Genomic DNA, 24,758 nt, shown 5'->3' with positions numbered 1-24,758 from the left:
GCGGCGGGGGTTCTTGTGCGGGCTGCCCCCAGTTTAGGCGCCAGGCGCCCTCGCTTCGAAGATCCTCAGGCGCCGCCAAGGTCGCACAGCGGTCGGGTCCAGCCCGGCTCGCTACGGTCCAGCAATGGACTATCCCCTTCTCGGCGTCTTCGGCATCCTGACCATCGTGTCGGTTGCCGTCATCGCGCCGCGGCTCGGAGTCGCCGCCCCGCTCCTCCTCGTGCTCATCGGGATCGCGGCGAGCCTCGTCCCCGGCGTACCGGCCTTCGATTTCCCGCCCGAGCTCATCCTCGCGGTCGTCCTCCCTCCACTCCTCTATTCGGCGGCGGTCAACGTGCCGCTGCACGACTTCCGCCGCAACGCGACGGCGATCACCGGGCTCTCTGTGCTGCTCGTGATCGTGAGCGCCGTCGCGAGCGGAGCACTGTTCCACTGGCTACTGCCCGGACTCAGCGTTCCCGCCGCCCTCGCGCTCGGTGCGGTCGTGAGTCCGACGGATGCGGTCGCCGCGACCTCGATGGGGCGCCGGCTGGGGCTGCCACCCCGGGTGGTGACCCTGCTGGAGGGTGAGGGACTGCTCAACGACGCCTCGGCCCTCGTGCTGCTCCGCTGTGCGATCGCGGCGACGGCAGGCGGGGTGTCCCTGATCGGCGTGGCCGGGGACTTCGCGTTCGCGGTCGGAGTCGCGATCGGGATCGGTCTCGTCGTGGGGCACCTGACCGTGTGGCTGAGGTCGCGCCTGGGGAACGTCGTACTCAACACGACGATCTCATTCGCGGTGCCGTTCCTCGCGTTCATCCCGACCGACCACGTCCACGCGTCCGGGGTGCTCGCCGTCGTCGTCGCCGGGCTCGTGACCGGGCATCGGGGGCCGCTGGTCTTCACGGCGGAGGTGCGGATCAGCGAACGGGTGAACTGGCGGACGATCCAGTTCGTGCTCGAGAACGGCGTCTTCCTCCTGATGGGCTTCGAACTGAAATACCTGGTCGGCGAGGTGCACGAGGACCATGTCAGCGTCATCGAGGCCGTCGGCATCGGACTTCTCGCGACCGTCGTCCTCGTCGTCGTCCGGGGCGCCTTCGTCGTCCCCCTTATCGCCCAGCTCAAACGACAAGAGCGGAGGGCCCGCGCCGGCGGCCGGGAGGTCGACTCCGCACTGCGGCGGTTGCGCACGGCCGGCCACGAGGACGTCGCCCAGGCCAGGGCCCACAGGAGGCTGACCAGGAAGCGGGCGGACCTCGACTTCCAGACGGTCGAGAGCCTCGGCTGGCGGGACGGCGCTGTGCTCGGCTGGTCGGGGATGCGAGGCGTCGTCGCACTCGCCGCCGCGCAGTCGCTGCCGACCGGCATCCCCTACCGGCCGCAGCTGATCTTCATCGCGTTCACCGTTGCCCTCGTGACCCTGATCGTGCAGGGCGGCACCCTGCCGCTGCTGATCCGCAGGCTCGGGCTCACCGGAAGCGCCGAGGCGGATGACCAGCGTGGCTTCGCAGCCCTCGTCGGCCAGATCAGCGCGGCCGGTCTCGAGAGCCTCGGCAACCCTGCGCTCGCGCAGGACGGTGGTGAACCGTTCACCGCGGAGGCACTGTCCCGGGTGCGTGCGGACAGCATCCGCCGCGCACAGGCGCTCGACGAGACGGCGGCCCCGGCCACCGGCGCCCCTCACCACCAGCACCGTGCGCTGCGGTTGCACGTGCTCGCACGTGAGCGCGCCGCCCTGCTCAACGCCCGTGAGACCGGGGCATACGGCTCGCACCTCATCGAGAGGGCCCAGCGCATGCTCGACCTCGAGGAAACCCGGCTGTCCTCCAACCCCTGGGCATAACTCCTGCACATTCCCCGGCGGTGGAATTCCTGCCGCGTGATTCCGGGGCGCCCGCCGTCAACCGCGGGAATCTGCAGGAGTTACACCGAACCAGGGCGGGTAACATGGCGCGGTGGCCATTCCGAAGATCCTGCTCTACTACGTCTTCACGCCGCTCGCCGACCCCGAGGCCGTACGGCTCTGGCAGCGCGACCTGTGCGAAGCCCTCGGCCTCCGCGGCCGCATCCTGATCTCGAAGGACGGGCTCAACGGCACGATCGGCGGCGACCTCCCGGCCGTGAAACGCTACGTGCGGAAGACGCGCGAGTACCCGGCGTTCCACGACATCGACTTCCGGTGGAGCGAAGGCACCGGGCTCGACGAGGCCGGCCTGAGCCTCGACTTCCCGCGCCTCGTGGTGAAGGTGCGCGAGGAGATCGTGAGCTTCGGCGCTCCCGGCGACCTCACGGTCACCGCGGCAGGAGTGCAGGGCGGCGGCACCCGGCTCTCCCCCGCCGCGCTGCACGAACTCGCCGCCGAGCGCGGCGACGACCTGGTCTTCTTCGACGGCCGCAATTCCTTCGAAGCGGAGATCGGGCATTTCCGGGGCGCCGTCGTTCCCGACGTCGCGACGACCCGCGACTTCGCCGCAGAGCTCGACAGCGGCCGGTACGACCACCTCAAGAACCGGCCGGTCGTGACGTACTGCACCGGCGGCATCCGCTGCGAGGTGCTCAGCTCACTGATGAAGGACCGCGGCTTCGGCGAGGTCTACCAGCTCGATGGCGGCATCGTGGGGTACGGCGAGGCCTACGGGAATGCCGGTCTCTGGGACGGTTCGCTCTATGTCTTCGACCAGCGGATGTCCGTCGACTTCGCAGGGGACACCGCGGTCCTCGGCCGCTGCGCCTGCTGCGCGGCAGCGACCAACCGGATGCAGAACTGCCGCGAGCCGTCCTGCCGCGCACAGCTCGTCGTCTGCCCTGACTGCGCCGCTACGGCGCCCGCCTGCCCCGCGCACTCCTGACCGGCCGCGCGCGGGCGAACTCCCTCGCGTCCCTGGCCGAGAGGGCGAGCAGGATCAGGATGTCGAAGGTGACGCTCACGAGCGAGGTCCGCAGGGTGATCGCGGCCCCGTTGACGGCATAGTCGACGAAGCTCGTGACGATGCTCACCGTCGCGAAGGACATCGCGACGATCCGTGCCCAGTTCCGGCCGAAGTACACGAATGCGGCGAAGCCGATGTTGAGGGCGAGGACGACCCCGTAGCCGGCCAGCAGGATCCCGAGGGCGACCCCGGCCGTCGCGGGGTCGACGGTGCCCGCCGGCGTGCCGTCGAGGGCGACGGCCGAGACGAACTCCGGCCAGTCGAGCGCCGCGAGGACGATGACACCGAGACCGGACAGGACCCGCGCGCCGAGCATCAGCGCTCCGACGCTGATCGATGCCGGCCGCCGCCGGTGGGCGCCGGGCTCGGACGGCACCGCGTTCCCGGTCGGTGCCGCCGTCGATGCCACCGTCGACGCCGATGCCACTGCCGCGGTCGGTGCCGGTTCCGGCGCGGCAGACCCCGCACGTGCAGCCGCAGCGCCGGAGACCGCGATGCCGGATACATCGACGACGGGCAGGTCGCCGTCCGTCTGGATCGTGTCGCCGCCGCCGTTGCGTGCGTGGTATCCGCTCGAGAAGTCCCGGATCAGGTGCACCCGAGCCCCCGAGCCGGCGTGCAGAAGCGAGTCGACGATGTGGTCCCGCTCGATGTCGGTGTTCTCGTCGATCTTGTGCGTGATCTGCAGGGTGAACAGCGAGAAGCCGACGGCACGATCGAAGGTCCCCGCCGCGAGCCAGTCGACCCTCGTCCCACCGGGGAGCAGCCAGCCGTCGGGGCAGCGCCAGAACCGCACGTGGTGCCGCTTGGCCGGATTCTCGGCGACCTCCTGCTGGTAGGCGAAGTCCTGCATCCGGTCGAACAGGAACAGCGGACTGACCGGCGCCTCGTCATAGCTGCGCCTCGCGAGCGTCGCCGAGACCATCCTCCAGGTCGTGCCTGGCGTGATGTCGTCCGCCCGCGTCCACCCTGCCGCGGCGAGCGCCTGCTGCAGCTGCTCGGCCGTGCCGGTGATAGCGAGGTTGACCGGGTCGCCGAGGAGGCCGTCGCTCGTGCGGGTCCTGCCGATGAAGTAGTGGGGAACGTACAACTGGGTCAGGATCCGGTGCAGCCGCGGAAGCACAAGGTAGGCCAGAAGCACCCAGAAGAGCACAGCGAACCAGAGCGCACCCCAGCCGAGCTGAAAACTCTCGTTCACGAGCAGAACGGCGAGCCAGACCGCGGCGAACCCCGCGAAGACGAAGAAGAAGGCGTCGATTCCCGCGCTCACCGAGAGCCGGCGCGGCACGACCCGCACCTTCTCTGGCACGACGGCGGCGGTCATAGCGCTCATGCTACCGACTAGGCCGAACGCGGGCGAGGGGCGGGAAGTAGGCTCGGAGCATGACTCCTGAGACTCAGTTCCGCGCCATCGTCGTCGAACGAACCGTTGCGGAGGACGGCGCCACGTCGCAGCACGCGGCGCTCACGCTCGTCGACGATTCCTTCCTGATGCCGGGTGACGTGACCATCACCGTCGACTACTCGAGCCTCAACTACAAGGACGGGCTCGCGCTCGCCGGTCGCCCCGGGGTCATTCGCTCCTGGCCCCTCATCGCCGGGATCGACCTCGTCGGCACCGTCGAGTCGAGCGAGGACCCGCGCTGGGCGCCAGGAGACCGGGTCATCCTGAACGGCTCAGGCCTGGGCGAGACCCACCACGGCGGCCTCGCCGAACGCGCGAGGGTCTCCGGCGCGTCCCTGGTACGCCTGCCCGCCGGAATCAGCGCCCTCAGGGCCGCCGCGATCGGCACGGCCGGATTCACCGCCATGCTCGCCGTGCTCGCGCTCGAACGCGCCGGGACAACGCCGGACTCCGGCCCTGTGCTCGTCACCGGCGCCGCAGGCGGAGTCGGTTCGATCGCGGTGGCCCTGCTCTCGGCCAGGGGCTACCGGGTGACGGCATCGACCGGTCGCGTCGACGAACTCGGCGACTACCTCCGCGGCCTCGGGGCCGAGGCGATCCTGGACCGGAGCACCCTCTCCGAGCCCGGAAAACCGCTCCAGGCCCAGCGCTGGGCCGCGGCCGTCGACTCCGTCGGAAGCGCCACCCTCGCCAATGTCCTCGCCCAGGCGAACTACGGGGCCGTGATCACCGCGTGCGGCCTCGCCCAGGGCGCCGACCTCCCGACGACGGTGATGCCCTTCATCCTGCGCGGGGTCAGCCTTGTCGGCATCAATTCCGTCGAGGCTCCATTGGCCCTCCGGGAACAGGCATGGTCGCGGCTCGAATCCGACCTCGACCTGGCGCTCCTCGACGGCCTGACGTCGAGCATCACGCTCGAGGAAGCGATCCCGGCGGCCGATGACATCCTCGCGGGTCGGCTGCACGGGCGCACGGTCGTCGCGATCCACGAATAGCGCGGTCAAACACGATTTAGTCGTGGCAGAACCGCCCAGTACCGCTATCACAGCGGATGCCCCTCCGCGCACCCCCAGGCTTTCGGCGCGCCGTAATCCCCCACTAGTGGGGGATACCTTGGAAGAAAATGAGCGTACCTTGCATAACAGGAACCCCCTTCACCGGGGGTGACAGGTCCCGGACCACCCATTCCGGGACGGCACACAGGTAGTAATGCAGAGCACCGACTCATCCCCGAGGCGGCTGCTGTACTCCCCCAACAGAGTGATCCGCACGCACTCGTTACCCGAAACGAAGCGCCGTCTCATGAATGAACTCCTTCACCGACCCCCGGAATGGCCCGGAATGATTCCTGGGGTCGTCGCATGAAGTCCAGCATCCACCGCGACACGCTGGGCGCGATCCTCGAACTCGCAACCGCCCCTCATGAGTCAGCCATGCTGGTCGTCGGGGAGCCCGGATCCGGCAAATCGCGCCTGCTCGCCTCCGTCGAACCGATCCCCGGGATCGAGATCTTCCGAGTCAGGATCAATCCTGCGGAAGCCGGCTTCCCGCTCTCCGGCCTCTCGGCCTTCGTCGCCTCGTTCCAGACCCCGGCCGCCGCAGCGCTCTCGAGCGAACTCCTCATCCCCGGCGAAGCGGATGCCCAGCTCGCCGCCCGCGCGGCGGAACTCCTCGCCCTGATCCGCGACTTCACCCCCGAGACAACCCTCCTCCTGATCGACGACCTCGACCTGATGGACCTCCCGAGCCAGACCGTCTTCGCGATGGTCGCGGCGCGCCTCGGCGGCACGGGGCTGCGCCTCGTGGGCACCGTGTGCGCGGAGCCCCCCGTCGGCCCGCTCGCCTCGCTCCCGCGCATCACCCTCGACCGCCTCACCTTCGCCGAATCGATGCTCCTCGCCACCGAGCTTCTCGGGCCCCAGTCCGACGAGGCACTCCGGCGGATGCTGGCATCCTCCTCATCGGGAAGTCCGTCCGAAATCGCCAGGAACGCCCGGCTCCTGACCAGCAGGCACCTCGGGAACGCCGCCCCCGTCGCCCTGCCGTTCCGCGCCTCCCGCGCTCCCTCGACCCGGACCTCACAGGAACCGGACGACCAGCACCTCCTCCTGGCGATGCTGTCCTGCTCCTACCTCAGCAGCCAGGATCCGATCCGCCAGAGCGGCGACCCCATCCGCGGCGCCCTGGAAGAACTCCTGTCCGCGGGAACCGTCATCCGCGACGGCCGGTACCTCCGGATTTCGGACTCAGCGCTGCGTTCCCACCTCTATTGGTCCATCGACGCCGGTACCCGCGCCGAATTCCATGCCCGTGCCGCCCGCAGCGAGGACGCGCCCGGAGGGGATCCCGGCCTCGCCGCGTGGCACCGCAGCTGGGCGGATGCCGGCAGCCTCTCCTCGGACGAACTGCTCGCCTCCGCTGCCGAATTCGGCCGCAGGGGCCTGATCTGGCAGTCCGTCGAACTCGCCGAACGCGCCCTCGCCCTCGCGCTCGACGCCACCGGAAGCCCCGAGGCCCTGCTCGAGGTCGCGGAGGCGCTGTACCTGCAGGGCGAACTCTCCTATGCGGCCCGCTATGCCAGGCTCGGCCAGCGCAGGCCCGGCTCGATCGCCACGGTCACAAAGCTCGCGACCCTCCGCAGCGGGATCGAATTCATGTCGACCCACCAGCTGCTCACGACCGACCTCGACGACTGGGTCGGACCGCGCGGCGCGAGCGGCAGGGCGGAAGACCTCGCGCGCCTGCTCGGCATGAGCGCCCTCAGTCACGCCGAGCGCTGGGAAGTCGACGCCGCGCGGGAAGCCCTCGCCAGGGGCCGTCACCTCCTCGAAAGCGCGACCCCGGAGTCCGTCGAACTCCACGAGCTGTCCGCACTGCTGCTGTCTGCTCTCGAGGGTGACCCCGGCCCTTCGACCCGGATGTTCGAGCGGCTGTCCCGGCACGGCTGGACCGAGGAGACGAGCGCCAGGGCACTGTCCGTCCTCGGCCGCAGCCTCACGTTCATCGACCGATACGGCGACGCCAGGCGCGTGCTGCGCACCGTCGTCGGCCTCGAGCCCCCGCCGGACCCGATCGTCCTGCAGACGGCCAGGTACTACCTCGCAGAGAACGAGATCCTCGCCGGCAACCAATTCGAGGCCATGGCCATCATCGAATCGCTCACAGGATCCGGGACGGAACAGGTGCATCGCCGCCCGCTCCAGCTGCTGACGGCCTGGTACTGGCAGGCCCGCGGAGACCGAGCGCGCGCGGACGCGGCGATCGAGCTCTGCAACCGCAGCTTCGCGACGAGCGACCATCCGGCTCTCGCCGCCCGGCTCGTGGCAGACCAGGGCCGGTTCGCCCTCATGGAGGGCAGGTTCGACGATGCGATCGCATTCCTGCACCGGGCCGGAGCAATAGGGTCAGCATTCCGCAACCCCTCGCTGCTCCGGAGCCAGGTCGACCTGATCGAGGCATACGTGCTGTCCGGCCGGCTGCGGGAGGCCGTGATCCAGTTCCGTGAGTTCCGGGCCAGGGCCCGGCCCTTCCACACCCGGTGGACGGTGCTCGCCACGGCACGGGCCGAGGCCCTGCTGACACCCGGCGAGGCATCCATCGCCGTCTTCGAACAGGCCGCCGGCCTCTGGCAGCCTGGCGATTCGCAATTCGAGCAGGGCCGCACCCTCCTGAGCTTCGCCGACCGGCTCGTGAGCCTCGGGCACGGCAGGGAAGGCGCAGACCAGTACCTGGCCGCGCGGATGATCTTCACCCAGCTCGGTGCCATCCCGTGGGCCAGAAAAGCGGATGCCGTCCGTCTCGGCACCCACGCCCCGAGCGTCAATCCCCTCCTCGCGACCCTTGCCCCCGACGAACGGCTCGTCGCCGAACTCGTGCAACAGGGCAAGCGCAACAAGGAGATCGCCGCCGAGCTCTTCGTCTCCCTGCGCACCGTGGAGGTACGCCTCACCCGCACATACAACAAGCTCGGTGCCAAGTCCCGGTCGCACCTGATCGCGCTGCTCTCCGGCACCGGCACGGTGCTGTCAGACGGTGCGGCAAGCGGGATGGTCTGATATACGGGATGGTCTGATCGAAAGGGACCGGTCAGGTCGCGCTACCCCGGCAGGGCGTCGCCGACCGCGATCCCGGGTGTCGACGCCGTGTTGCTCCGTCGTTCCGGACTCTTCCAGGTGCCGCTCGACCGGCCGAAGAAGGCCTGCGGGATGGTCCGGAGGCAGATGAACGCGTCGACGATGCGCACGAGCGGGAAGCCGATCCCGAGCACCAGGTAGTGCACCCGCCCGGTCACGATCACGACCAGGATCGTGAGCAGGTAGTCCGGCACCAGCACCCCGATGACGATGGACGCCGGAGGGACGGCCTGCGCGACCGCGATCGACACCGGGTCTGCCGAGACCTCGCCCCAGGCCGCGGCCGCAAGCGACATCAGGAGCAGCGGCAGGAAGATCAGCATCATGATGCTGCTCGTCACGAGTTCGAAGACGTAGAGGGCGAGGGCTCCCCAGAAGGTCCCGAACCGGAAACCGTGCCGGCGGACCGTCTGCCAGAAGCCGAGCGTCCACCGGCGCAGCTGTTTCGTGTAGTCCCGGAAGGTGTCGGGGTCCTGGGTGTACGCGATCGCCGCGAGGGGGTGGAAGGCGATGCGGCCGAGCCTCTTGGCATGCACCTCGAATGTCATGTTGAAGTCCTCGATCGCGAGCCCCGGGGCGGAAATGTCGATGTCGGCGAGGATCCGGCTGCGATACATGCTCGCGAAGCCGGGGACGATCGACACCACGTTCGCGAAGCGGGCGGCCTGGCCGTACTTGAGGAGGAACTGCACGACCACATAGAAGCGTTCGCGGTACGCCACGAGAAAACGGCCGAGCCGGGTCGGTGATGGCGGGTCCGTCACCGTCGCGGCGCGGCCGGCGACGGCGACGACCCCGGGATCATCGAAGTACGGCAGGCCCGTCTCCATGTAGTCGTCCGCGAGCTGCGTGTCCGCGTCGAGCAGCATCACGATCTCAAAGCGTTCGGCAAGCCGGAAGTGCGTGATCGCGGCGACGAGCGCACCGGCCTTGCCGCGGTTGGGCAGGAGCTCGACGACGTTCGCCCCGCTCTCCTCCGCGATCACCGCCGTCGTGTCCTTAGACGCGTCCGAGGCCATGAAGATATTGCCGACGGGCACGAGCCTGGCGGCCGAGCGGATCGTGTTGCGGATCACGAGTTCTTCATTGTGCGCCGCGATCAGCACGGCGACGTCCTTCGGGGTGACGCGGCCGCCTGCTCCGGCGGCCGCCCCGCCAGCGGCCTGCTGTGCGAGCCGGTGGCGCGCACTCCGCGGCCGCTTCCGGAACGCCTGCGCGACAACACGGCCCAGACCGACCGTGCCCCACAGGGCGGTGTTCACCCCGACCACGAGGACGAGCACCACGACCAGGCTCAGCATGTGACTCTCCGTCGACCGGCCGGACGCGGGGTCGCTCCGGTGGTCCGACCGTACACGCGGGACGGGGCGCCCGCGACGGCAGACAGGTGCGGTTAACCACATCCGGGTGCGGGATGCCCACACGATCCCGCAGAGTCCCGGCCATGGCTTGCCCGGATCGCAACATCTGCAGAGACTGGCCGCGGGAACACCACACGCCGCACCTCGCCGAGTCCCGAAACTCCTCGACTGACGGCGGCGCATCCGCGAACCGCACCTAACCACCGAACCGCACCTAACCACACAGACTTACCCGAACAAAGGACCTGGAATGTCAATCGAAATCGTCGACGACTCTTCCCTGCCGCTCACGCACCAGGGCCGCCAGCGCACGAACGCGGACGCCCTGCTCATCCCGGTCATCCCCCGCACCCAGTTCGACTTCGACGTCGCCATCGTGGGCCTCGGATACGTCGGGCTGCCGACGGCGCTGTCCCTGCACGCCGCCGGTCTCCGCGTACTCGGCGTCGACGTGAGCGAACGCCGGCTCGCCGTGATCCGCAGCGGTGAAGCCGACCTCCTCGAGTCAGACCGGGAGCGCCTCGAGACGGCGATGTCGGGCGACGACTTCCAGATCACGGGTGACACCTACCTCCTCGGCGACGCGGCAGCGGTCATCATCTGCGTCCCCACGCCGATCGACGAACACCTCACGCCCGACCTCGAGATCCTCGCGAGCGCGTGCACGATGGTCGTCGACGCCGCCGTTCCCGGCCAGCTCCTGATGCTCACTTCCACGACGTACCCCGGCTGCACCAGGGACCTCCTCGTCACCCCGCTGCTCGTTCGCGGCCTGACCGCAGGCAAGGACATCTTCGTGTCCTTCAGCCCGGAACGCATCGACCCCGGCAACGACCGCTACGCCCACGAGGACGTGCCGCGGGTGGTCGGCGGCGCGACCCCGGCCTGCCAGGCCGCGGGAGCCGCCCTCCTCGGCCGCTATGCCCGCAACATCCACGGTGTCAGCTCCCTCGAGGTCGCCGAGATGAGCAAGCTCCTCGAGAACACCTTCCGGGCGGTGAACATCGCCCTCGCGAACGAATTCGCCGAGGCGTGCCTCGCCCTCGGGCTGTCGGTCATCGAGGTCATCAACGCCGCAGCGACCAAGCCCTACGGGTTCATGCCCTTCTTCCCCGGCGCCGGCGTCGGCGGGCACTGCATCCCGTGCGACCCGCACTACCTGCTCTGGCAGCTCCGCAAGGCTCACGTCGACGCGCCGGTCATCGAACACGCGATGAGCGAGATCGCCGGCCGCCCGCGCCGGGTCCTCGAGCGGGTGCGCGAAACCCTCGCCGACCAGGGCAAGCCTCTCCGCGGCGCACGCGTGCTCGTTGTCGGAGTCTCCTACAAGCCCAACGTCGCCGACCTCCGTGAGTCGCCTGCGCTGGATATCCTCAGCATGCTGGCCGACCAGGGCGCGGACGTCGGGTTCCACGACCCGTTCTTCGGGTCCGTCCGGCTCAGGAACGGCAGGGAGCTCACCGCGACGGTCGACCCGGACGCATTCGGCGCCGACCTCGTGGTCCTGCACACCGACCACGACAACGTCGACTGGGAATGGCTGTCCCCGGAGGTCCTCGTGCTCGACACGACCTACCGTCGCACCGACCTGCCCCGCCGCGTGCAGCTCTGACCCCTTCTTTCCCGGGCGGATGCCGGGGGCCGCTCGGCCCCCGGCATCCGTTGCCCTGCCCACCCCTTCGATCGGAGAACCACCGTGAAATCATTGATCACCGGCGGCGCCGGCTTCATCGGCAGCCACCTCACCGAATACCTGCTGGAGCAGGGTGACGACGTCATCGTGCTCGACAACCTCTCGACGGGTTCGCTCCGCAACCTCGCCAGGGTCAGTGACAACCCGCGGTTGCGGTTCGTCCAGGGCAGCATCCTCGACAGGGCACTCGTCACCGACCTCATCTCCGGGCGTGACCGGGTCTTCCACCTCGCCGCGGCCGTCGGCGTCAAGCTCATCGTCGAGGAGCCCCTGACGAGCCTGCGCACCAACATCCACGGCACCGAGAACGTCCTCGACGCGTGCGTCGCCGCGGGGGCGACCCTGTTGCTCGCGTCGACGAGCGAGGTCTACGGGAAGAACACCGCCGACAGCCTCGACGAGGAGTCCGACCGCATCCTCGGCTCCGCCCTCAAGTCCCGGTGGACCTACGCCGCCGCGAAGGGGATCGATGAGGCGTTCGCGCACGCATACTGGAGTGAGTTCGGACTCTCGGTTGCCATCGTGCGCCTGTTCAACACGGTCGGGCCGCGGCAGACCGGGCGTTACGGCATGGTCTTTCCCAATCTCGTCGGCCAGGCGCAGCGAGGGGAGCCACTCACGGTCTTCGGCGACGGACGACAGACCCGCTGCTTCTCCTACGTCGGCGACATCGTGCCCGCCCTCGTCCGGCTCGCCGAGACTCCGGCCGCGTACGGCCTGGCCGTCAACATGGGCGGCGCCCAGGAGATCTCGATCCTCGGCCTCGCCGAGCGCGTGATCGACGTCCTCGGCTCGACGAGCGACATCAGCCTGATTCCCTACGAGCAGGCTTACGCCCCCGGCTACGAGGACATGCGTCGCCGGGTCCCCAACAACGGCCTCGCTCGGAAGCTCGTCGACTTCGAACCGAGTACCCCGCTCGACGACGTGATCCGGAACGTGGCCGGCGCCGCGGCGGGCGGCGGAAACGCCAACGAGGCCATGGCCCTCGCGGGTTCGCCGCTGCATCCGCACGCCCCCGGCCTCGTCGCCGCCGGCAGCCAGATCCCCGGGCTGCTCTGATGTGCGGGATCATCGCCTGTCGCGCCATCGAACCTGCGCCCGGCTATCTCGTCGCGGGACTCAAACGCCTCGAGTACCGCGGCTACGACTCTGCGGGCATCGCCGTGTCCGCTGAAGACGGCACGACGGCCGTGTTCCGCACGATCTCGCGCGTCGACTCCCTCACCGGGCTTGTCGAGGAGTGGGGCGGCCCCTGCTCGCAGGCACCGGCATCGGCCACACCCGCTGGGCCACCCACGGCGGCGTGAGCGTTCAGAACGCGCACCCTCACCAGGACTGCGAGGGCCGCCTGAGCGTCGTTCACAACGGCATCCTCGACAACGCGGACCGGCTGCGCGCCGAGCTCGTGCATGCCGGGCACCGGTTCTCCTCCGAGGTCGACAGTGAGGTCATCTGCCACCTCGTCGAGGACCGCCTGCTCGACTCCGACGACCTGCTCGGAGCGGTGAGCGCCGCGGTCGCCCAGCTGACCGGCTCGTGGGCCCTCGTCGTCCTCGACGCACGGACAGGGCGCATGGTCGCCGCCGCACACCGCTCGCCGTTGCTCGCTGCCCGTTCCTCGGCGGGGATCTTCCTCGCGAGCGACATCTCTGCGATCGGCGACTGGGTCGACGAATTCCACATCCTCGCGGACGGCGACGTCGTCGAGGTCACGAACGACCTGGTCTGGACCAACTCCGGGATCCCGGCCCCGGTTCCCCCGGCCATCCCGCGGCCGCCGCGGCCGCAGTTCTCGCTGACCGTCGAGGCCGACGACCACATGGCCGCCGAGATCCGGGAGCAGCCGGAGGCCGCCGCCCGCCTGCTCGACGAGGTCGGCGGCCGGATCGCGACCGGCGAGCTCTGGAACGACCTCGGCCTGCCCCGGTTCGACCGGATGCGGGTGGTCGCGTGCGGGACCTCCCTCAACGCAGGAGAGGTCATCGGTTCCGCACTCAGCCGGCTCGGCGGGCTCGGCCACTCCTCCGTCGTCGCGAGCGAAGCGGCGGGCTCCGTCGTCGAACCGGGAACGCTCACGGTGATGATCAGCCAGTCTGGCGAGACCGCGGACGTGCTCCGGGCCCTCGAGGAGGGACCGGAGGGTTCCCCGGTGCTTGCCCTCGTCAACAACGTGCACTCGACGCTCGGTCGCAAGGTCGACGCCGTCGTGAGCTGCGCGGCCGGGCCGGAAATCGGTGTCGCCGCGACGAAGACGTTCGTCTGCCAGGTCATCGTCGGCACCGGGCTCGTGATCTCGTCGCTCGTCGCGAGCGGCAGGATGGATGTGGCCAGGGCCCACCGGCTCGTCAACGACCTGTACCTGATTCCGGAACAACTCGCGGAGGCCGCAGCCGCCGCGCGGGCGCTGCTTCCTCCCCTCGTCGAGGAGGTGCGGGGCGCCAAGGGGTTCCTGTTCCTCGGGCGGGGCGCCGGCGTCGCATACGCCGCGGAGGGCGCACTCAAGCTCAAGGAGATCACGTACCGCTGGGCGGAGGCCTACCCGGCCGGCGAACTCAAGCACGGTCCGCTCGCGCTCGTCGAGGAGGGCACCCCTGTCGTCGTGATCGACGACGACGATCCCCGGCTGGCCGGGAATATCGCCGAGGTGCGCGCGCGCGGTGGGCGCATCATCACGATCGGCCGGCCGGGCAGCAGCGTCGAAGTCCCGTTGTCGCTCGGAGCACCGTGCGGGCCGCTCGCGGCCGTCGTTCCGCTGCAGATGCTCGCACTCGGCCTCGCCGTCGAGCTCGGCTTCGACGCGGACAAGCCCCGCAACCTCGCCAAGTCGGTCACCGTCGACTGAGCGGGGCGGTGGCGGCCGGCGGCCGGTGCGAGCCGGCCGACGGTCCGCTGGGAAGGTGGTGAAGATGATCCGTGAGCGCGCGAGAGGCCGGGTAGCATCTCAACGCCATCGGCTGGCGACCCGATGTGGACGTTCTGTGCGCTGGAGGAGGGCGAATGCCGGAAGACGATGAGCCAGCGGGCGGGACCCCTCGCCGGCGCGCACTCCTGATCAGTCTCCTCGCGATCGGCCTGACGGTTCTGGCCGTGCTGACGATCGTGGTGTCGACCGCTCCGCGACCCGGCCAGAGCACAGCTCCCCCGCGCCGTCCGCGAGCGCGGCCCCGACGGCTCCCACGGTCGGGGCGTACCCCTGGCACACCGGGATCGTCTCGACGACGTTCTGGGTCGGCGAGATCTTCGACCCGAACGCCGCGGACGGCAGCCAGGTCTATTCGACGTATGACTCGGGGTGGATGGCGAGCTATGGCGGTTGCGACGGCGTCCGCACGGCGGACGACTGCCAGACCGAGGTGCGGACGGCGGCCAACGACTACTTCCCGACCCAGCTGGCTCCGAAGGAGAACCCGTTCTACCTCGATCTCCCGTTCGACGACCTCAACGACGCCCAGGCGTTCGCGACCCGCGAGAAGGTCGTGCCGTGGGCCGGCCAGTCTGCGTACGCGGGCTCGGCGGGCGATGACACCGTGAGCCTGATGAAGAACAGGTGGGTCCGCATCCGCTCGAACGGCCAGACCTGTTACGGCCAGATCGAGGACGCCGGGCCCGGCCAGTACCACGATGCCGCATACGTGTTCGGTGCGGACGATGCCCGGCCGGCCAACAAGAAGTTCAACGGAGCGGGCATGGACGTCTCCCCGGCCCTGAACGGCTGCCTGCGATTCAGCGACATCAACGGGGAGAACGACACGGTCGACTGGCAGTTCGTCGAGGCGGCCGACGTCCCGCCGGGGCCCTGGACGAAGATCGTCACCACGAGCGGAGTGCGCCCGTAGCACGCGACCCGCGACCCGCGACCGCGACCGGCTACAGCTTGAGCGAGGCGATCAGGTCTGGAGCGTGGTTGGTGGTGAGGATCACGCGCGAGAAGTCCTCGTCGATGAGGTCGATCACGACGGCCTGGCGGCGGCGTTTGATCGCGAGGAAGTCCTTGCCCCCGTGGAACTTCCAGGTGCCGACCGCGAGCACGAGTGGAACCTCGAGGCCGGGGGCGCGGATCCCGCGGATCCAGATCCACGGGTCGTCCGTGATCGTCACCGAGCGGATGTTGTCCGTGCGACGACGATGTCCTCGCGGCGGAAGGCGAGCGTCTTCTCGGCCTTCGTCAGGTGTACCTCGAGCCGATCGGGATGAACGCGCAAGGAAGCCATAGGCCTAGTCTGCCCCGTTCGGCCGGTATTCCCGCTGTCGAAACCTCACAATGCAGTAACGCGGAACTGTGCGCTCCGTCAGTCGGGCACGACGGCCGCCGCTGCCGCCTTCGCCGCCGCGGGCAACGCGTCGAGAATCCACTCGATCGCCTGCTCGTCGTGGGCCGCAGAGACGAACCAGGCCTCGAACACCGACGGCGGCAGTGACACCCCGGCGTCGAGCATCGCGTGGAAGAACGGGCCGTACCGGAAGGCCTCCTGGCGCTGCACGGCGGCGTAGTCCCGTGGGGGTGCGCTGCGGCATCCGCCCCGAACGCGAAGCTGAACAGGTTGCCCGCCCGCTGCACGCTGTGCGCGACACCCTCTGCTGAGAAGGCGGCGGAGACCGCGTTCGAGAGCAGCAGCGCGGTCGCATCGAGCCGCGGATAGACGGTGTCGTCGAGGGCGCGCAGGGTCGCGATGCCCGCTGCGACGGCGACCGGGTTCCCGGACAGGGTTCCGGCCTGGTAGACCGGGCCTGCGGGGGCGAGGTAGTCCATGACGTCGGCACGTCCGCCGAGGGCCGCGACGGGCAGGCCGCCACCGATGACCTTGCCGAACGTGAAGAGGTCGGGGCTGTACGGCTTCGCGGGGGTCTCTCCCGCGTTGTCGAGGCCCCAGTACCCGGCCGGCCCGACCCGGAAGCCGGTGAGCACCTCGTCGATGATGAGCAGCGCACCGTAGGAGTGCGCGAGCTCGGTCAGGGCTGCGTTGAAGCCAGGGTCTGGCGCGACCACGCCCATGTTCGCGGCGGCGGCCTCGGTGATGACGGCGGCGATCCTCCCCGGGTGGGCTTCGAACGCGGCGCGCACGGCCTCGAGGTCGTTGTACGGGAGCACGAGGGTCTGCGCCGCAGTCGCAGCGGTCACACCGGCGGAACCGGGCAGGGCGAGGGTCGCGAGCCCGGAGCCGGCCTGGGCCAGGAGTCCGTCGGAGTGGCCGTGGTAGTGGCCGGCGAACTTGATCAGGAGCTCGCGACCGGTGAAGCCGCGGGCGAGGCGAATGGCGGTCATCGTCGCCTCCGTGCCCGTCGAGACGAGGCGAAGCTTGTCGACGGCCGAGACGCGGCCCTCGATCAGCTCGGCGAGTTCGGTCTCGCCCGGAGTGGACGCACCGAACGACAAGCCGAGTGCTGCAGCGGCCTGGACCGCGTGGACGACCTCGGGGTGCGCGTGGCCGAGGATCGCGGGCCCCCAGGAGCTGACGAGGTCGACGTAGTCGCGGCCGTCTGAGTCGGTGACGTGGGCTCCTGAGGCCTTCACGAGGAACAGCGGGGTGCCGCCGACCGAGCGGAAGGCCCGGACCGGCGAGTTCACGCCGCCGGGGATGGCGCGCTGGGCGCGGGCGAACAGCTCGTCGTTGCGGGTCATCACGGGCGGTTTCCTTCGGTAAGCCAGACGGCGAGTTCGACGGCCCAGTATGTGAGCACGGCGTCTGCGCCTGCCCGGCGGATGCTGAGCACCGATTCCTCGATCGAACGGCGGCGGTCGATCCAGCCCTGGGCGGCGGCCGCCTCGATCATCGCGTACTCACCGGACACCTGGTATGCCCAGACCGGGACATCACTCACGGCCGCGACGTCTGCGAGTACATCGAGGTAGCTGCCTGCCGGCTTGACCATCACGACGTCCGCGCCCTGTTCGATGTCGAGCAGGGCCTCGCGCACGCCCTCCCTGCGGTTGGCCGGGTCGAGCTGGTAGCTGCGCCGGTCGCCCGTGAGCGTCGACTGCACGGCCTCGCGGAAGGGGCCGTAGAACGCGGAGGCGTACTTCGCCGAATATGCGAGGACGGTGGTGTCCTGGAATCCCGAACCGTCGAGGGCCTCGCGAACGGAGGCGACCTGGCCGTCCATCATGCCGCTGAGCCCGAGCAACCGGGAACCGGAGGCCGCCTGGATCAGTGCCATCTCGTTGTACCGCTCGAGGGTCGCGTCGTTGTCGACACTGCCGTCGAGCGCGAGCACCCCGCAGTGGCCGTGGTCGGTGAATTCGTCGAGGCACAGGTCGGTCTGCACGACGAGCGCGTCGCCGACCTCGTCTGCGATGGCCCGGGTCGCGACATTGAGGATCCCGAGCGGGTCGGTCGCGCCGGAGCCGATGGCGTCGCGCACATCCGGCACTCCGAAGAGCATCACGCCGCCGATACCTGCTGCGGCGGCCTCGGCTGCGGCCCGGCGCGCACTGTCGATCGAGTGCTGCACCACGCCGGGCATGGAGGTGATGTCCACCGACTCCCGCCCTTCGCGGACGAACATCGGCAACACGAGTTCGGCGGGGTGGATGCGGGTCTCACGGGCGAGCCGGCGGAGCGAGGAACTCGAACGCATCCGTCGAGGCCGAATAACTGGAGTAATCACCCATCCACCCTACCCACGCCAGACGAGACACCACTCGAGCCGCCGCGAAAGCGGGTGAATCGTCGTTCACGCGCGCCCAAACCGACGATTCACCCGCTTTCGCGGGAGGGCGGGAAGGTTGAGGCGCTAGCGGAGTTCGGCGAAGTGCGAGAGGGCCTCGATGAGCGCCTCGGCGCTGGGGGCTTCCGCAACGAGGTCGACGCGGAGTCCGAGGGCCGCGGCGTCCTTGGCGGTGCGCGGACCGATGCAGGCGACGAGGGTCGTCTCGGGGACAGGTCCGAACTGCTCCTGCACCTGTTCTGCGACGCTCCCCGAGGTGACCAGGAGCGCTTGCACCTTGCCGGCCGCGACATCCGCAACGACCCGCGGGTCCACGGGAACGCCGATCGTGCGATAGGCGACGACGGACTCGACCTCGTGGCCGATCCGGCGCAGACCCTCGGTGAGCAGGGGCTTGGCGATCTCGGAGCGCAGGGTGAGGATGCGCAGGGGCACGACACCCTGGGTGGCGGCTTCCCACTCGGCGAGCAGGCCACGGGCGGAGTTGTCCTCGGCGGGGACGAGATCGACGCGATAGCCGGCGGCGATGAGAGCCGCCGCGGTGGTCTCGCCGACGGCGGCGATCCGGGTGCCGGGAGCCACGACGGCGCGGTGCGAGGAGAGCACATCGACGGTCGTCGCGCTCGTGATCGTCATCCAGTCGAAGTCACCGTCCGCGAGGCGTGCGAGCGCCGCGTCGAGCGCGGGGGCGTTGTCGGTCGCGGCGAAGTTGATCATCGGGGCCACGATCGGCTGCGCACCGCGGGAGCGGAGGTCCGCGGCGACGTGGTCACCCCACGGGCCGCCGCGCGGGACGAGGACCCGCCAACCGGCAAGCGGCTTGGTGGGATTGGAGAGGGTCTTGTAGCGCCAGGTCATTTCTTAAGAAGTCACCTTCATGGGGGCAAAATCGGCAGCCCCGCCTTGGATCAGATCACGGGCCACACGCTCGGAGACGTCCTGGGCGGCCTCGACCAGGTGGGTGACGGAATGTGAATCGGGCGTCGCGGCGTGCGAACTCACGATACTTCGGGCACCATCAGGACTGTACACCGTGGCAGTCAGGAACAACAGGCCGTCGTCGATCGCCGCCATCGCGCCGATCGGGGCCGCGCAGCCGGCCTCGAGTCGCGCGAGCACGAGACGCTCCGCGGTCGTGGTGGCCTGGCTCGTCGCATGGTTGATCGCGGCGAGCGCGGTTCCGAGCGGGCGATCAAGCCTGCCCTCCCGCACCTCGATCGCGAGGGAACCCTGGCCGGGCGCGGTCGGCCAGTCGGAGAGCTCGAGGTACTCGCCCTCGACCGCGCTCAGGAGGCCGAGCCTGCTGAGGCCGGCCGCGGCGAGCACAACGGCGTCGAGGTCGCCTGCGGCGACCCTGCCGAGCCGGGTGTCCACGTTGCCGCGGATGTCGACGACGTGCAGGTCCGGCCGGGCCTTCAGAAGCTGGGCGACCCGGCGCGGGGAGCCGGTGCCGACCCTGGCGCCCTCCGGAAGGGTCTCGAGGGTCAGTCCGTCCCGGGCGCAGAGCACGTCGCGGGCGTCGGCGCGGCGCGGCGTTGCGCCGACGACGAGGCCGGGGTACAGCGCGGTCGGCAGGTCCTTGAAGGAGTGCACGATCGCGTCGCAGTCGCCGTTCAGCAGGGACTCGCGGAGGGCGCTCGCGAACACGCCCGTCCCGCCGAGGCCGGACAGGGGTTCCTTCGAGGTGTCGCCGTGGGTCGTGATCACGACGAGCTCGACCTCGGTGCCCGCTGCTGCTGCGATCCGGTTGGCGACCGCCTGGGTCTGGGCGAGGGCGAGGGCGCTCCCCGGGTGCCGATCCTGATCGTGCTCACGGCGCGATCCCGGCGAGGGCTGGCTTGAAGCCGAGGCGCACGTTCTCGCAGCAGCCCGGCCGGCAGACGTCGTACCAGGGTCCGAGCGGGGTCATCGCGGGGCGTTCGGCTGCCGGCGTGTCCTCGAGGCGCTCGACCACGAGGTCGATCAGCCCGCTCACGTATGCAGGGTCGACCCCGGGCGTGGGTACGCGCACCGAGAACAGTCCCTGCTCGTGCGCGGTCTCCGTCGCCTCGTTGTCGAGGTCCCACATGACCTCCATGTGGTCGCTCACGAAACCGAGCGGCACGATCACGACGGCACGGATGCCCCTGGCCGGGAGCAGCCGGATGGCGTCGTTGATGTCTGGCTCGAGCCATGGCATGCTCGGCGGCCCGCTCCGGGACTGGAAGACGAGCTGCCACGGGGTCTCGCTCGCCGCGGCATCCGCTGCGGCGACAGCAGTCATCACCGTGTGCGCGACGGCGAGGTGCTGGGCCTCGTATGCGCCGCCCTCACCGAAGCCGCGCTCGGCGGGTCCGCTCTTCGCGGCGTCCGTCGACGGGATCGAGTGCGTCGAGAACAGGACCTCCACCTCGGTGGCGAGGTCGATGCCCGGGATCTGGGCGGCGACATCCGCGAGGCCCTTGCTCACGCCGGCGATGAAGGGGGTGACGAAGCCGGGGTGGTCGAAGAACTGGCGAACCTTGTCGATGTGCACCACGCCGGTCAGGCCCGTGACCTCGAGCGCCGCCGCGAGGTCTTCACGGTACTGGCGGCAGCCGGAGTACGAACTGTATGCGCTTGTGACGATCGCGAGCAGGCGGTCCTGGCCGTTGGCGTGCGCCTCGGCGACGACGTCGCGGAGGTAGGGGTCCCAGTTGCGGTTGCCCCAGAGCACGGGGATGTCGATGCCGCGGCGGTCGAGTTCTGCTTCGAGTGCGGCGCGGAGCACGCGGTTCTGGGCGTTGATCGGGCTGATGCCGCCGAAGTGGCGGTAGTGCGTCGCGACCTCTTCGAGGCGTTCCTCCGGGATGCCGCGGCCGCCCGTGACGTTGCGGAGGAAGGGGATCACGTCGGCCTGTCCCTCGGGTCCCCCGAAGCCGGCCAGGAGGATGGCGTCGTACGCGCTCACTACTGGAGCACCTCGACGAGTTCCGCGGTGGAGATGCGGCGCCCGGTGTAGAACGGGACCTCTTCGCGCACGTGGCGGCGGGCCTCGGTGTTGCGGAGCTCGCGCATGAGGTCGACGAGCTCGGTGAGCTCGTCGCTCTCGATCGGGAGGAGCCATTCGTAGTCGCCGAGGGCGAAGGCGGAGACGGTGTTCGCGATCGCACCGCGGAAGGCGGCACCCTTGCGGCCGTGGTCAGCGAGCATGGCGCTGCGCTCGGCCTCGGGGAGCAGGTACCACTCGTAGCTGCGGACGAACGGGTAGACGGTCAGCCAGGCCTTCGGTTCGACGCCGCGGAGGAAGCCGGGCACGTGGCTCTTGTTGAATTCGGCGTCGCGGTGCACGCCCATCGCGTTCCAGGTCGGCAGCAGGCTCTTGAGGAGCCGGCTACGGCGCAGCTCCCGGTTCGCCCACTGCAGGGTCTCCGCCTCGGGTGCGTGGGTCCAGATCATCAGGTCGGCATCGGCGCGGAGGCCGGACACGTCGTAGAAGCCGCGGACGGTGACGCCCTCCGCCTCGACGAGTTCGACGATGTCGTCGAGCTCGAGGACCGCGTGCGGTACGTCGCGGCCGTCGAGGTCGTCCGGGTTCGTCGGGTCCTTGCGAAGCACCGCGAAAAGGGTGAAGCCCTGGGGCGATGCCGCACCCGTTGCGTCACCGGTGAGGGTGTCGGCGTCGGGGGCGGGGTGGGAAGAGGTTACTGCCTCTCCGGCAGCCGGCTGAGTCATGAGTACAGTCTCTACTTTTTTGTGACCAGAGCCAAAAGACTCAGCTGGCGCCCGGCTGGGCACGCCCGTCCGGCCGGCCTCAGTCGTCGAGGACGGCCCTGAGCGCGAACCAGACCGCGGCTCCGACCGCGAGGGCGCTGCCGAGGGCGACCCCGAGCAGTGCCGTGGGGTTCTCCTCGCCGAGCTTGTGCAGGCGGCGCCGGGCGAGGCGTTCCTGGTCACGCATCCGCTTCGGGACGTTGAGCTTGTACTCGATAGCGTCGAGGGTCAGCGCGAGCTGGGCGCGCGCGGCTGTCGCCTCGGCGCGCAACGCGTGCGTGGACTTCGACGGAGTCGCTGCAGCACCGGTCGTTTTGTCCTGTTCAGTGCTCATAGTCTCCGACTCCCTTGATCGCGTCTGCGTCCCGGCGGATGCTTGCCGCGAGGCCGTCCGGGTCGGCGCGCGTACCGGCCTTCACCCGGTTGACGCCGATCAGCACGAGGATCGCGGCAATGAGGAGCAGGGCGACCGCGACGATGAGCGTCGCGAGCCAGAGCGGCAGCACGAGCGCGAGGGCGATCACGGCGAGCGCGACGAAGACGATGACCGCGAGGAATGCGAACACGCCGGCCACGACGAAGAGGCCGATGCCGACGCCGATGTTCTTCGCCTTGCCCGCCATCTCGGATTTGAAGGCCTCGATCTCGGCGTGGATGAGCGCGGCGATCTGCCCGGGCAGCTCGGAGACGAGGGTGATCAGGGTCTTGCGCGGGCGCGGGCCGAACCCTGCTGCGCGGGCGCTGTCGGTCTGGGTTCCGGTCGCGGCCGGCGATCCGGTCACAGTGAGGGTGCTTCCGATGTGGGCGCGCCCGGGTCGGGGGTGCCGTGGTCTGGGGTCGCCGTCGGGGTGGCCGACGGCGCTGACGCTGCCGGGCGTTTCGTGGGCCAGGACGTGCCGTACCGGGGGCCTGGGCCCGCGGCATCCGTGGCCTTCGCGGTCTTGTCCGTGAGGGTTCCGACGAGCTTCTTGCCGGCGTTGATGAGCGCGGCAGGCACGTCGCCGACCCGCTCGAGGGCGAAGTCGCGGACTTCGGTCACGCGGCGCTGCACGGGGTCGGCGTTCCAGAGGCTCTCGGCAGAGGCCACGATCTGGTCGTAGCGCTTACGTCCGGCACGGGAGCCCAGGACGTAACCGACGAGTCCACCGGTGATAAAAAGAAGCTTTCCCCGCATCTGTCACTCCATTCTTCGTCGTTCACGTACGTCTCAGAGTATCCCGCCTGCGGAAACGGTGGAGGGCAAACTGCCGGACTACTGGGGAGAACGGCTCAGAGAACCAGCGCATCGCGACGGGTCCGGCCGGCGGTCGCGAGGGCATCGGGGATGACGGAGGCGAGCCCGGTTCCGGAGAGCCAGGCCCCGGTGACCTCGAGCCCTTCGAGGGCCGCGACGGCCCGACGCACCTGGTCGACGCGGTCGCGGGCGCCGACGGTCGCCGGCGAGAGGGCGTCGCCCCACCGGGTGCGGTCGAAGCCGAGCACCTGGTCCGCGGAGAGCGAGGTACCGAGGATGGCGGAGGCATCCGCGAGGGCGAGGGAGAGGAGTTCGTCGTCGGTGAGGCGGGCGCTCGGGCTCTTCTGCCCCGCGCGGCCGTAGGACAACCGGAGCACGTGCACGCCGGGACCCGCGGTCTCGGCGACCCAGTCCCATTTCGCGGTGACGTGGGTCAGTGCCTTTGCGGTGATGCCGGGTGCGCCGGCGGCGACGAGGGCCCCGGTGCCGCGCGGATGCGCGTCGAGCTCAGGGGCGGCGAGCACGAGGGTGGCGAGTTCGATCGGGGTCGGTTTCGGCCAGTGCAGGGCGCCGAGCGCCTTCTGCTGAGGTCCGAGCGGCGCGATGAGGGCGAGGGCCTGGGCGCCGGGCGTCGCGAGGATGACGAACCGCGCCGACAGGGTCTCCGGCAGGGTCTCTGGCAGGTCGCCGGATTCGCGCCCCCTGGCGCGGCGGTAGCTTCGGGGGTATCGGGGCTCTCGGGGCTTTCGGGGGCATCGGACTCTTCGGAGGCTTCCGGCCGGGGCGCGATCGTGACCTGCCAGGGTCCGGCCGTGACGGGGCGGATGCTGGTGACGGCGGCCTCCGTGAACACCTCGACGTCGAAGCGGTCGAGTTCGGCGCGGAGCGCGGTCACGAGGCCGGCCATGCCGCCGCGAAGCCCGGAGACCGCGGAGCCGGCGGGAGCGGCGCTGCGGAGGGAGAGCACGGCGCCGGACAGCGACCCGGTCACGGTGAGGGCGGCGTTGAGGCCGGGAGCGACGACGTCGACTTCGAGATCGTCTGCTGAGGAGGTGTAGACGCCCGCGGTGACCGGCTCGACGAGGCGTTCGAGGACGCGGCGGCCCATCCGCTTGCGGACGAGTTCGCCGAGGCTGTGCTCCCTGCCGATCGTGAGCACGGGCATGAGGCGGTCGAGCCAGGCTCGCAGGGCTCCCGGCCAGCCGATCACGCGGCGCACGTCCTCTGCGAGCGGGGAGCCGGGGATGCCGAGGACGCCAGCCCGGGGCATCGGAACGCTCACCGCGGGTCCGCCAGGACGATCGGATGGCAGGCAGAGCCACGCGCCGGCGGCGTTCGGCTGCACGACCCGGTCGGCGAGACCGAGTCCTTCGATGAATTCGGCCACGGCGTTGCGGCGCACCGCGAAGCTCTCCGCCCCGCTGTCGAGGGTGAGCCCGGCGACCTCGTGGCTCGCGAGCGCGCCGCCGAGGTCGCGTCCAGCCTCGAGCACGGTGACGCTCAGCCCGACCCTGGCGCACTCGCGGGCAGCCGAGAGGCCGGCCACCCCTCCGCCGACGACGACGACGTCACGCACGCCGCTCATCCGCCCGCCCCGCGGCGCTTCGCTCATCGCTCGC

21 protein-coding genes and 2 pseudogenes are annotated in these 24,758 nt (G+C 70.1%); 9 read left to right on the top strand and 14 right to left on the bottom strand.

The window, feature by feature from the left end; translation table 11 throughout:
* Nucleotides 1-124 precede the first annotated feature (124 nt).
* Both RGU41_RS17160 and RGU41_RS17155 read left to right on the top strand, forming a co-directional pair.
* Nucleotides 125-1,825 carry a sodium:proton antiporter gene (locus RGU41_RS17160; RefSeq protein ID WP_322136929.1) on the top strand — a complete coding sequence of 567 codons (1,701 nt, stop codon included), beginning with the start codon at nt 125-127 and terminating at the stop codon, nt 1,823-1,825.
* A gap of 112 nt (nt 1,826-1,937) precedes the next feature.
* Nucleotides 1,938-2,831 (top strand): rhodanese-related sulfurtransferase, encoded by an 894-nt coding sequence (locus tag RGU41_RS17155; protein WP_134560687.1) that lies wholly within the window; start codon nt 1,938-1,940, stop codon nt 2,829-2,831.
* Here RGU41_RS17155 and RGU41_RS17150 read toward each other — a convergent pair.
* Nucleotides 2,800-4,236 (bottom strand): LssY C-terminal domain-containing protein, encoded by a 1,437-nt coding sequence (locus RGU41_RS17150; RefSeq protein ID WP_174774865.1) that lies wholly within the window; start codon nt 4,234-4,236, stop codon nt 2,800-2,802. The genes RGU41_RS17155 and RGU41_RS17150 overlap by 32 nt on opposite strands.
* Nucleotides 4,237-4,295: 59 nt before the next feature.
* Here RGU41_RS17150 and RGU41_RS17145 point away from each other — a divergent pair, with 59 nt between their 5' ends.
* Entirely contained in the window at nt 4,296-5,312 is a 1,017-nt protein-coding gene (locus tag RGU41_RS17145) for an MDR family oxidoreductase (RefSeq protein ID WP_134449191.1), read from the top strand.
* Nucleotides 5,313-5,678: 366 nt separating this feature from the next.
* Entirely contained in the window at nt 5,679-8,372 is a 2,694-nt protein-coding gene (locus RGU41_RS17140; protein ID WP_134449192.1) for a helix-turn-helix transcriptional regulator, read from the top strand.
* Nucleotides 8,373-8,413: 41 nt separating this feature from the next.
* Here the strand turns inward: RGU41_RS17140 and RGU41_RS17135 are convergent, their stop codons facing one another.
* Entirely contained in the window at nt 8,414-9,751 is a 1,338-nt protein-coding gene (locus tag RGU41_RS17135; RefSeq protein ID WP_322136928.1) for a glycosyltransferase family 2 protein, read from the bottom strand.
* A 310-nt stretch (nt 9,752-10,061) separates the two neighbouring features.
* Here RGU41_RS17135 and RGU41_RS17130 point away from each other — a divergent pair, with 310 nt between their 5' ends.
* The 5 genes from RGU41_RS17130 to RGU41_RS17110 all read left to right on the top strand — a co-directional run bounded on the left by RGU41_RS17130 (nt 10,062) and on the right by RGU41_RS17110 (nt 15,343).
* A complete protein-coding gene (locus RGU41_RS17130) occupies nt 10,062-11,423 on the top strand; it encodes a nucleotide sugar dehydrogenase (protein WP_134449194.1) in 1,362 nt (453 codons plus the stop codon).
* 84 nt (nt 11,424-11,507) lie between these two features.
* Nucleotides 11,508-12,566 (top strand): NAD-dependent epimerase/dehydratase family protein, encoded by a 1,059-nt coding sequence (locus tag RGU41_RS17125; protein ID WP_134562096.1) that lies wholly within the window; start codon nt 11,508-11,510, stop codon nt 12,564-12,566.
* Entirely contained in the window at nt 12,566-12,814 is a 249-nt protein-coding gene (locus tag RGU41_RS17120) for a hypothetical protein (protein WP_322136927.1), read from the top strand. Before RGU41_RS17125 ends, RGU41_RS17120 begins: the two co-directional genes overlap by 1 nt.
* The gene (gene glmS / locus RGU41_RS17115) at nt 12,748-14,349 is read left to right on the top strand and encodes a glutamine--fructose-6-phosphate transaminase (isomerizing) (RefSeq protein ID WP_322136926.1); all 1,602 of its coding nucleotides are present in this window, start codon (nt 12,748-12,750) and stop codon (nt 14,347-14,349) included. The genes RGU41_RS17120 and glmS overlap by 67 nt, the downstream gene beginning before the upstream one ends.
* A 454-nt stretch (nt 14,350-14,803) precedes the next feature.
* On the top strand, nt 14,804-15,343 hold the full coding sequence (locus RGU41_RS17110; RefSeq protein WP_322136925.1) for a hypothetical protein: 540 nt from the start codon (nt 14,804-14,806) through the stop codon (nt 15,341-15,343).
* A gap of 31 nt (nt 15,344-15,374) precedes the next feature.
* Here RGU41_RS17110 and RGU41_RS17105 read toward each other — a convergent pair whose 3' ends face one another.
* From RGU41_RS17105 to RGU41_RS17050, 12 genes and pseudogenes are all read right to left on the bottom strand, one after another.
* Nucleotides 15,375-15,605, bottom strand: a complete 231-nt coding sequence (locus RGU41_RS17105; protein ID WP_322136924.1) for a hypothetical protein — start codon at nt 15,603-15,605, stop codon at nt 15,375-15,377.
* Between the two features lie 191 nt (nt 15,606-15,796).
* Nucleotides 15,797-17,127 (bottom strand): annotated as a pseudogene (gene hemL, locus RGU41_RS17100) (glutamate-1-semialdehyde 2,1-aminomutase).
* A complete protein-coding gene (gene hemB, locus RGU41_RS17095; RefSeq protein WP_416172980.1) occupies nt 17,127-18,110 on the bottom strand; it encodes a porphobilinogen synthase in 984 nt (327 codons plus the stop codon). Before hemB ends, hemL begins: the two are co-directional and overlap by 1 nt.
* Before the next feature lie 129 nt (nt 18,111-18,239).
* Complete coding sequence (locus RGU41_RS17090; protein WP_134449199.1) at nt 18,240-19,031, bottom strand: uroporphyrinogen-III synthase; 792 nt, start codon at nt 19,029-19,031, stop codon at nt 18,240-18,242.
* A gap of 3 nt (nt 19,032-19,034) precedes the next feature.
* A pseudogene (hemC, locus tag RGU41_RS17085) lies at nt 19,035-19,987 on the bottom strand (hydroxymethylbilane synthase).
* The gene (locus tag RGU41_RS17080) at nt 19,984-21,102 is read right to left on the bottom strand and encodes a ferrochelatase (RefSeq protein ID WP_134449201.1); all 1,119 of its coding nucleotides are present in this window, start codon (nt 21,100-21,102) and stop codon (nt 19,984-19,986) included. The pseudogene hemC and the gene RGU41_RS17080 overlap by 4 nt, the downstream one beginning before the upstream one ends.
* Nucleotides 21,102-21,866, bottom strand: coding sequence for a hydrogen peroxide-dependent heme synthase (gene hemQ / locus RGU41_RS17075; protein WP_134449202.1), 765 nt, complete (start codon nt 21,864-21,866; stop codon nt 21,102-21,104). Before hemQ ends, RGU41_RS17080 begins: the two co-directional genes overlap by 1 nt.
* 79 nt (nt 21,867-21,945) lie before the next feature.
* Complete coding sequence (locus RGU41_RS17070) at nt 21,946-22,239, bottom strand: DUF3618 domain-containing protein (protein ID WP_134449203.1); 294 nt, start codon at nt 22,237-22,239, stop codon at nt 21,946-21,948.
* On the bottom strand, nt 22,229-22,687 hold the full coding sequence (locus RGU41_RS17065) for a phage holin family protein (RefSeq protein ID WP_322136922.1): 459 nt from the start codon (nt 22,685-22,687) through the stop codon (nt 22,229-22,231). The genes RGU41_RS17070 and RGU41_RS17065 overlap by 11 nt, the downstream gene beginning before the upstream one ends.
* Nucleotides 22,684-23,079 (bottom strand): YtxH domain-containing protein, encoded by a 396-nt coding sequence (locus tag RGU41_RS17060; RefSeq protein WP_134449205.1) that lies wholly within the window; start codon nt 23,077-23,079, stop codon nt 22,684-22,686. The genes RGU41_RS17065 and RGU41_RS17060 overlap by 4 nt, the downstream gene beginning before the upstream one ends.
* A 95-nt stretch (nt 23,080-23,174) precedes the next feature.
* Entirely contained in the window at nt 23,175-23,663 is a 489-nt protein-coding gene (locus tag RGU41_RS17055; RefSeq protein ID WP_322136921.1) for an FAD-dependent oxidoreductase, read from the bottom strand.
* Entirely contained in the window at nt 23,573-24,724 is a 1,152-nt protein-coding gene (locus RGU41_RS17050) for a protoporphyrinogen/coproporphyrinogen oxidase (RefSeq protein WP_322136920.1), read from the bottom strand. The genes RGU41_RS17055 and RGU41_RS17050 overlap by 91 nt, the downstream gene beginning before the upstream one ends.
* Nucleotides 24,725-24,758: the final 34 nt, after the last annotated feature.

The organism is Cryobacterium sp. 10C3, assembly GCF_034314285.1.
GTDB lineage: Bacteria > Actinomycetota > Actinomycetes > Actinomycetales > Microbacteriaceae > Cryobacterium > Cryobacterium glucosi.
This window is presented reverse-complemented; position numbering and strand designations above follow the sequence as displayed.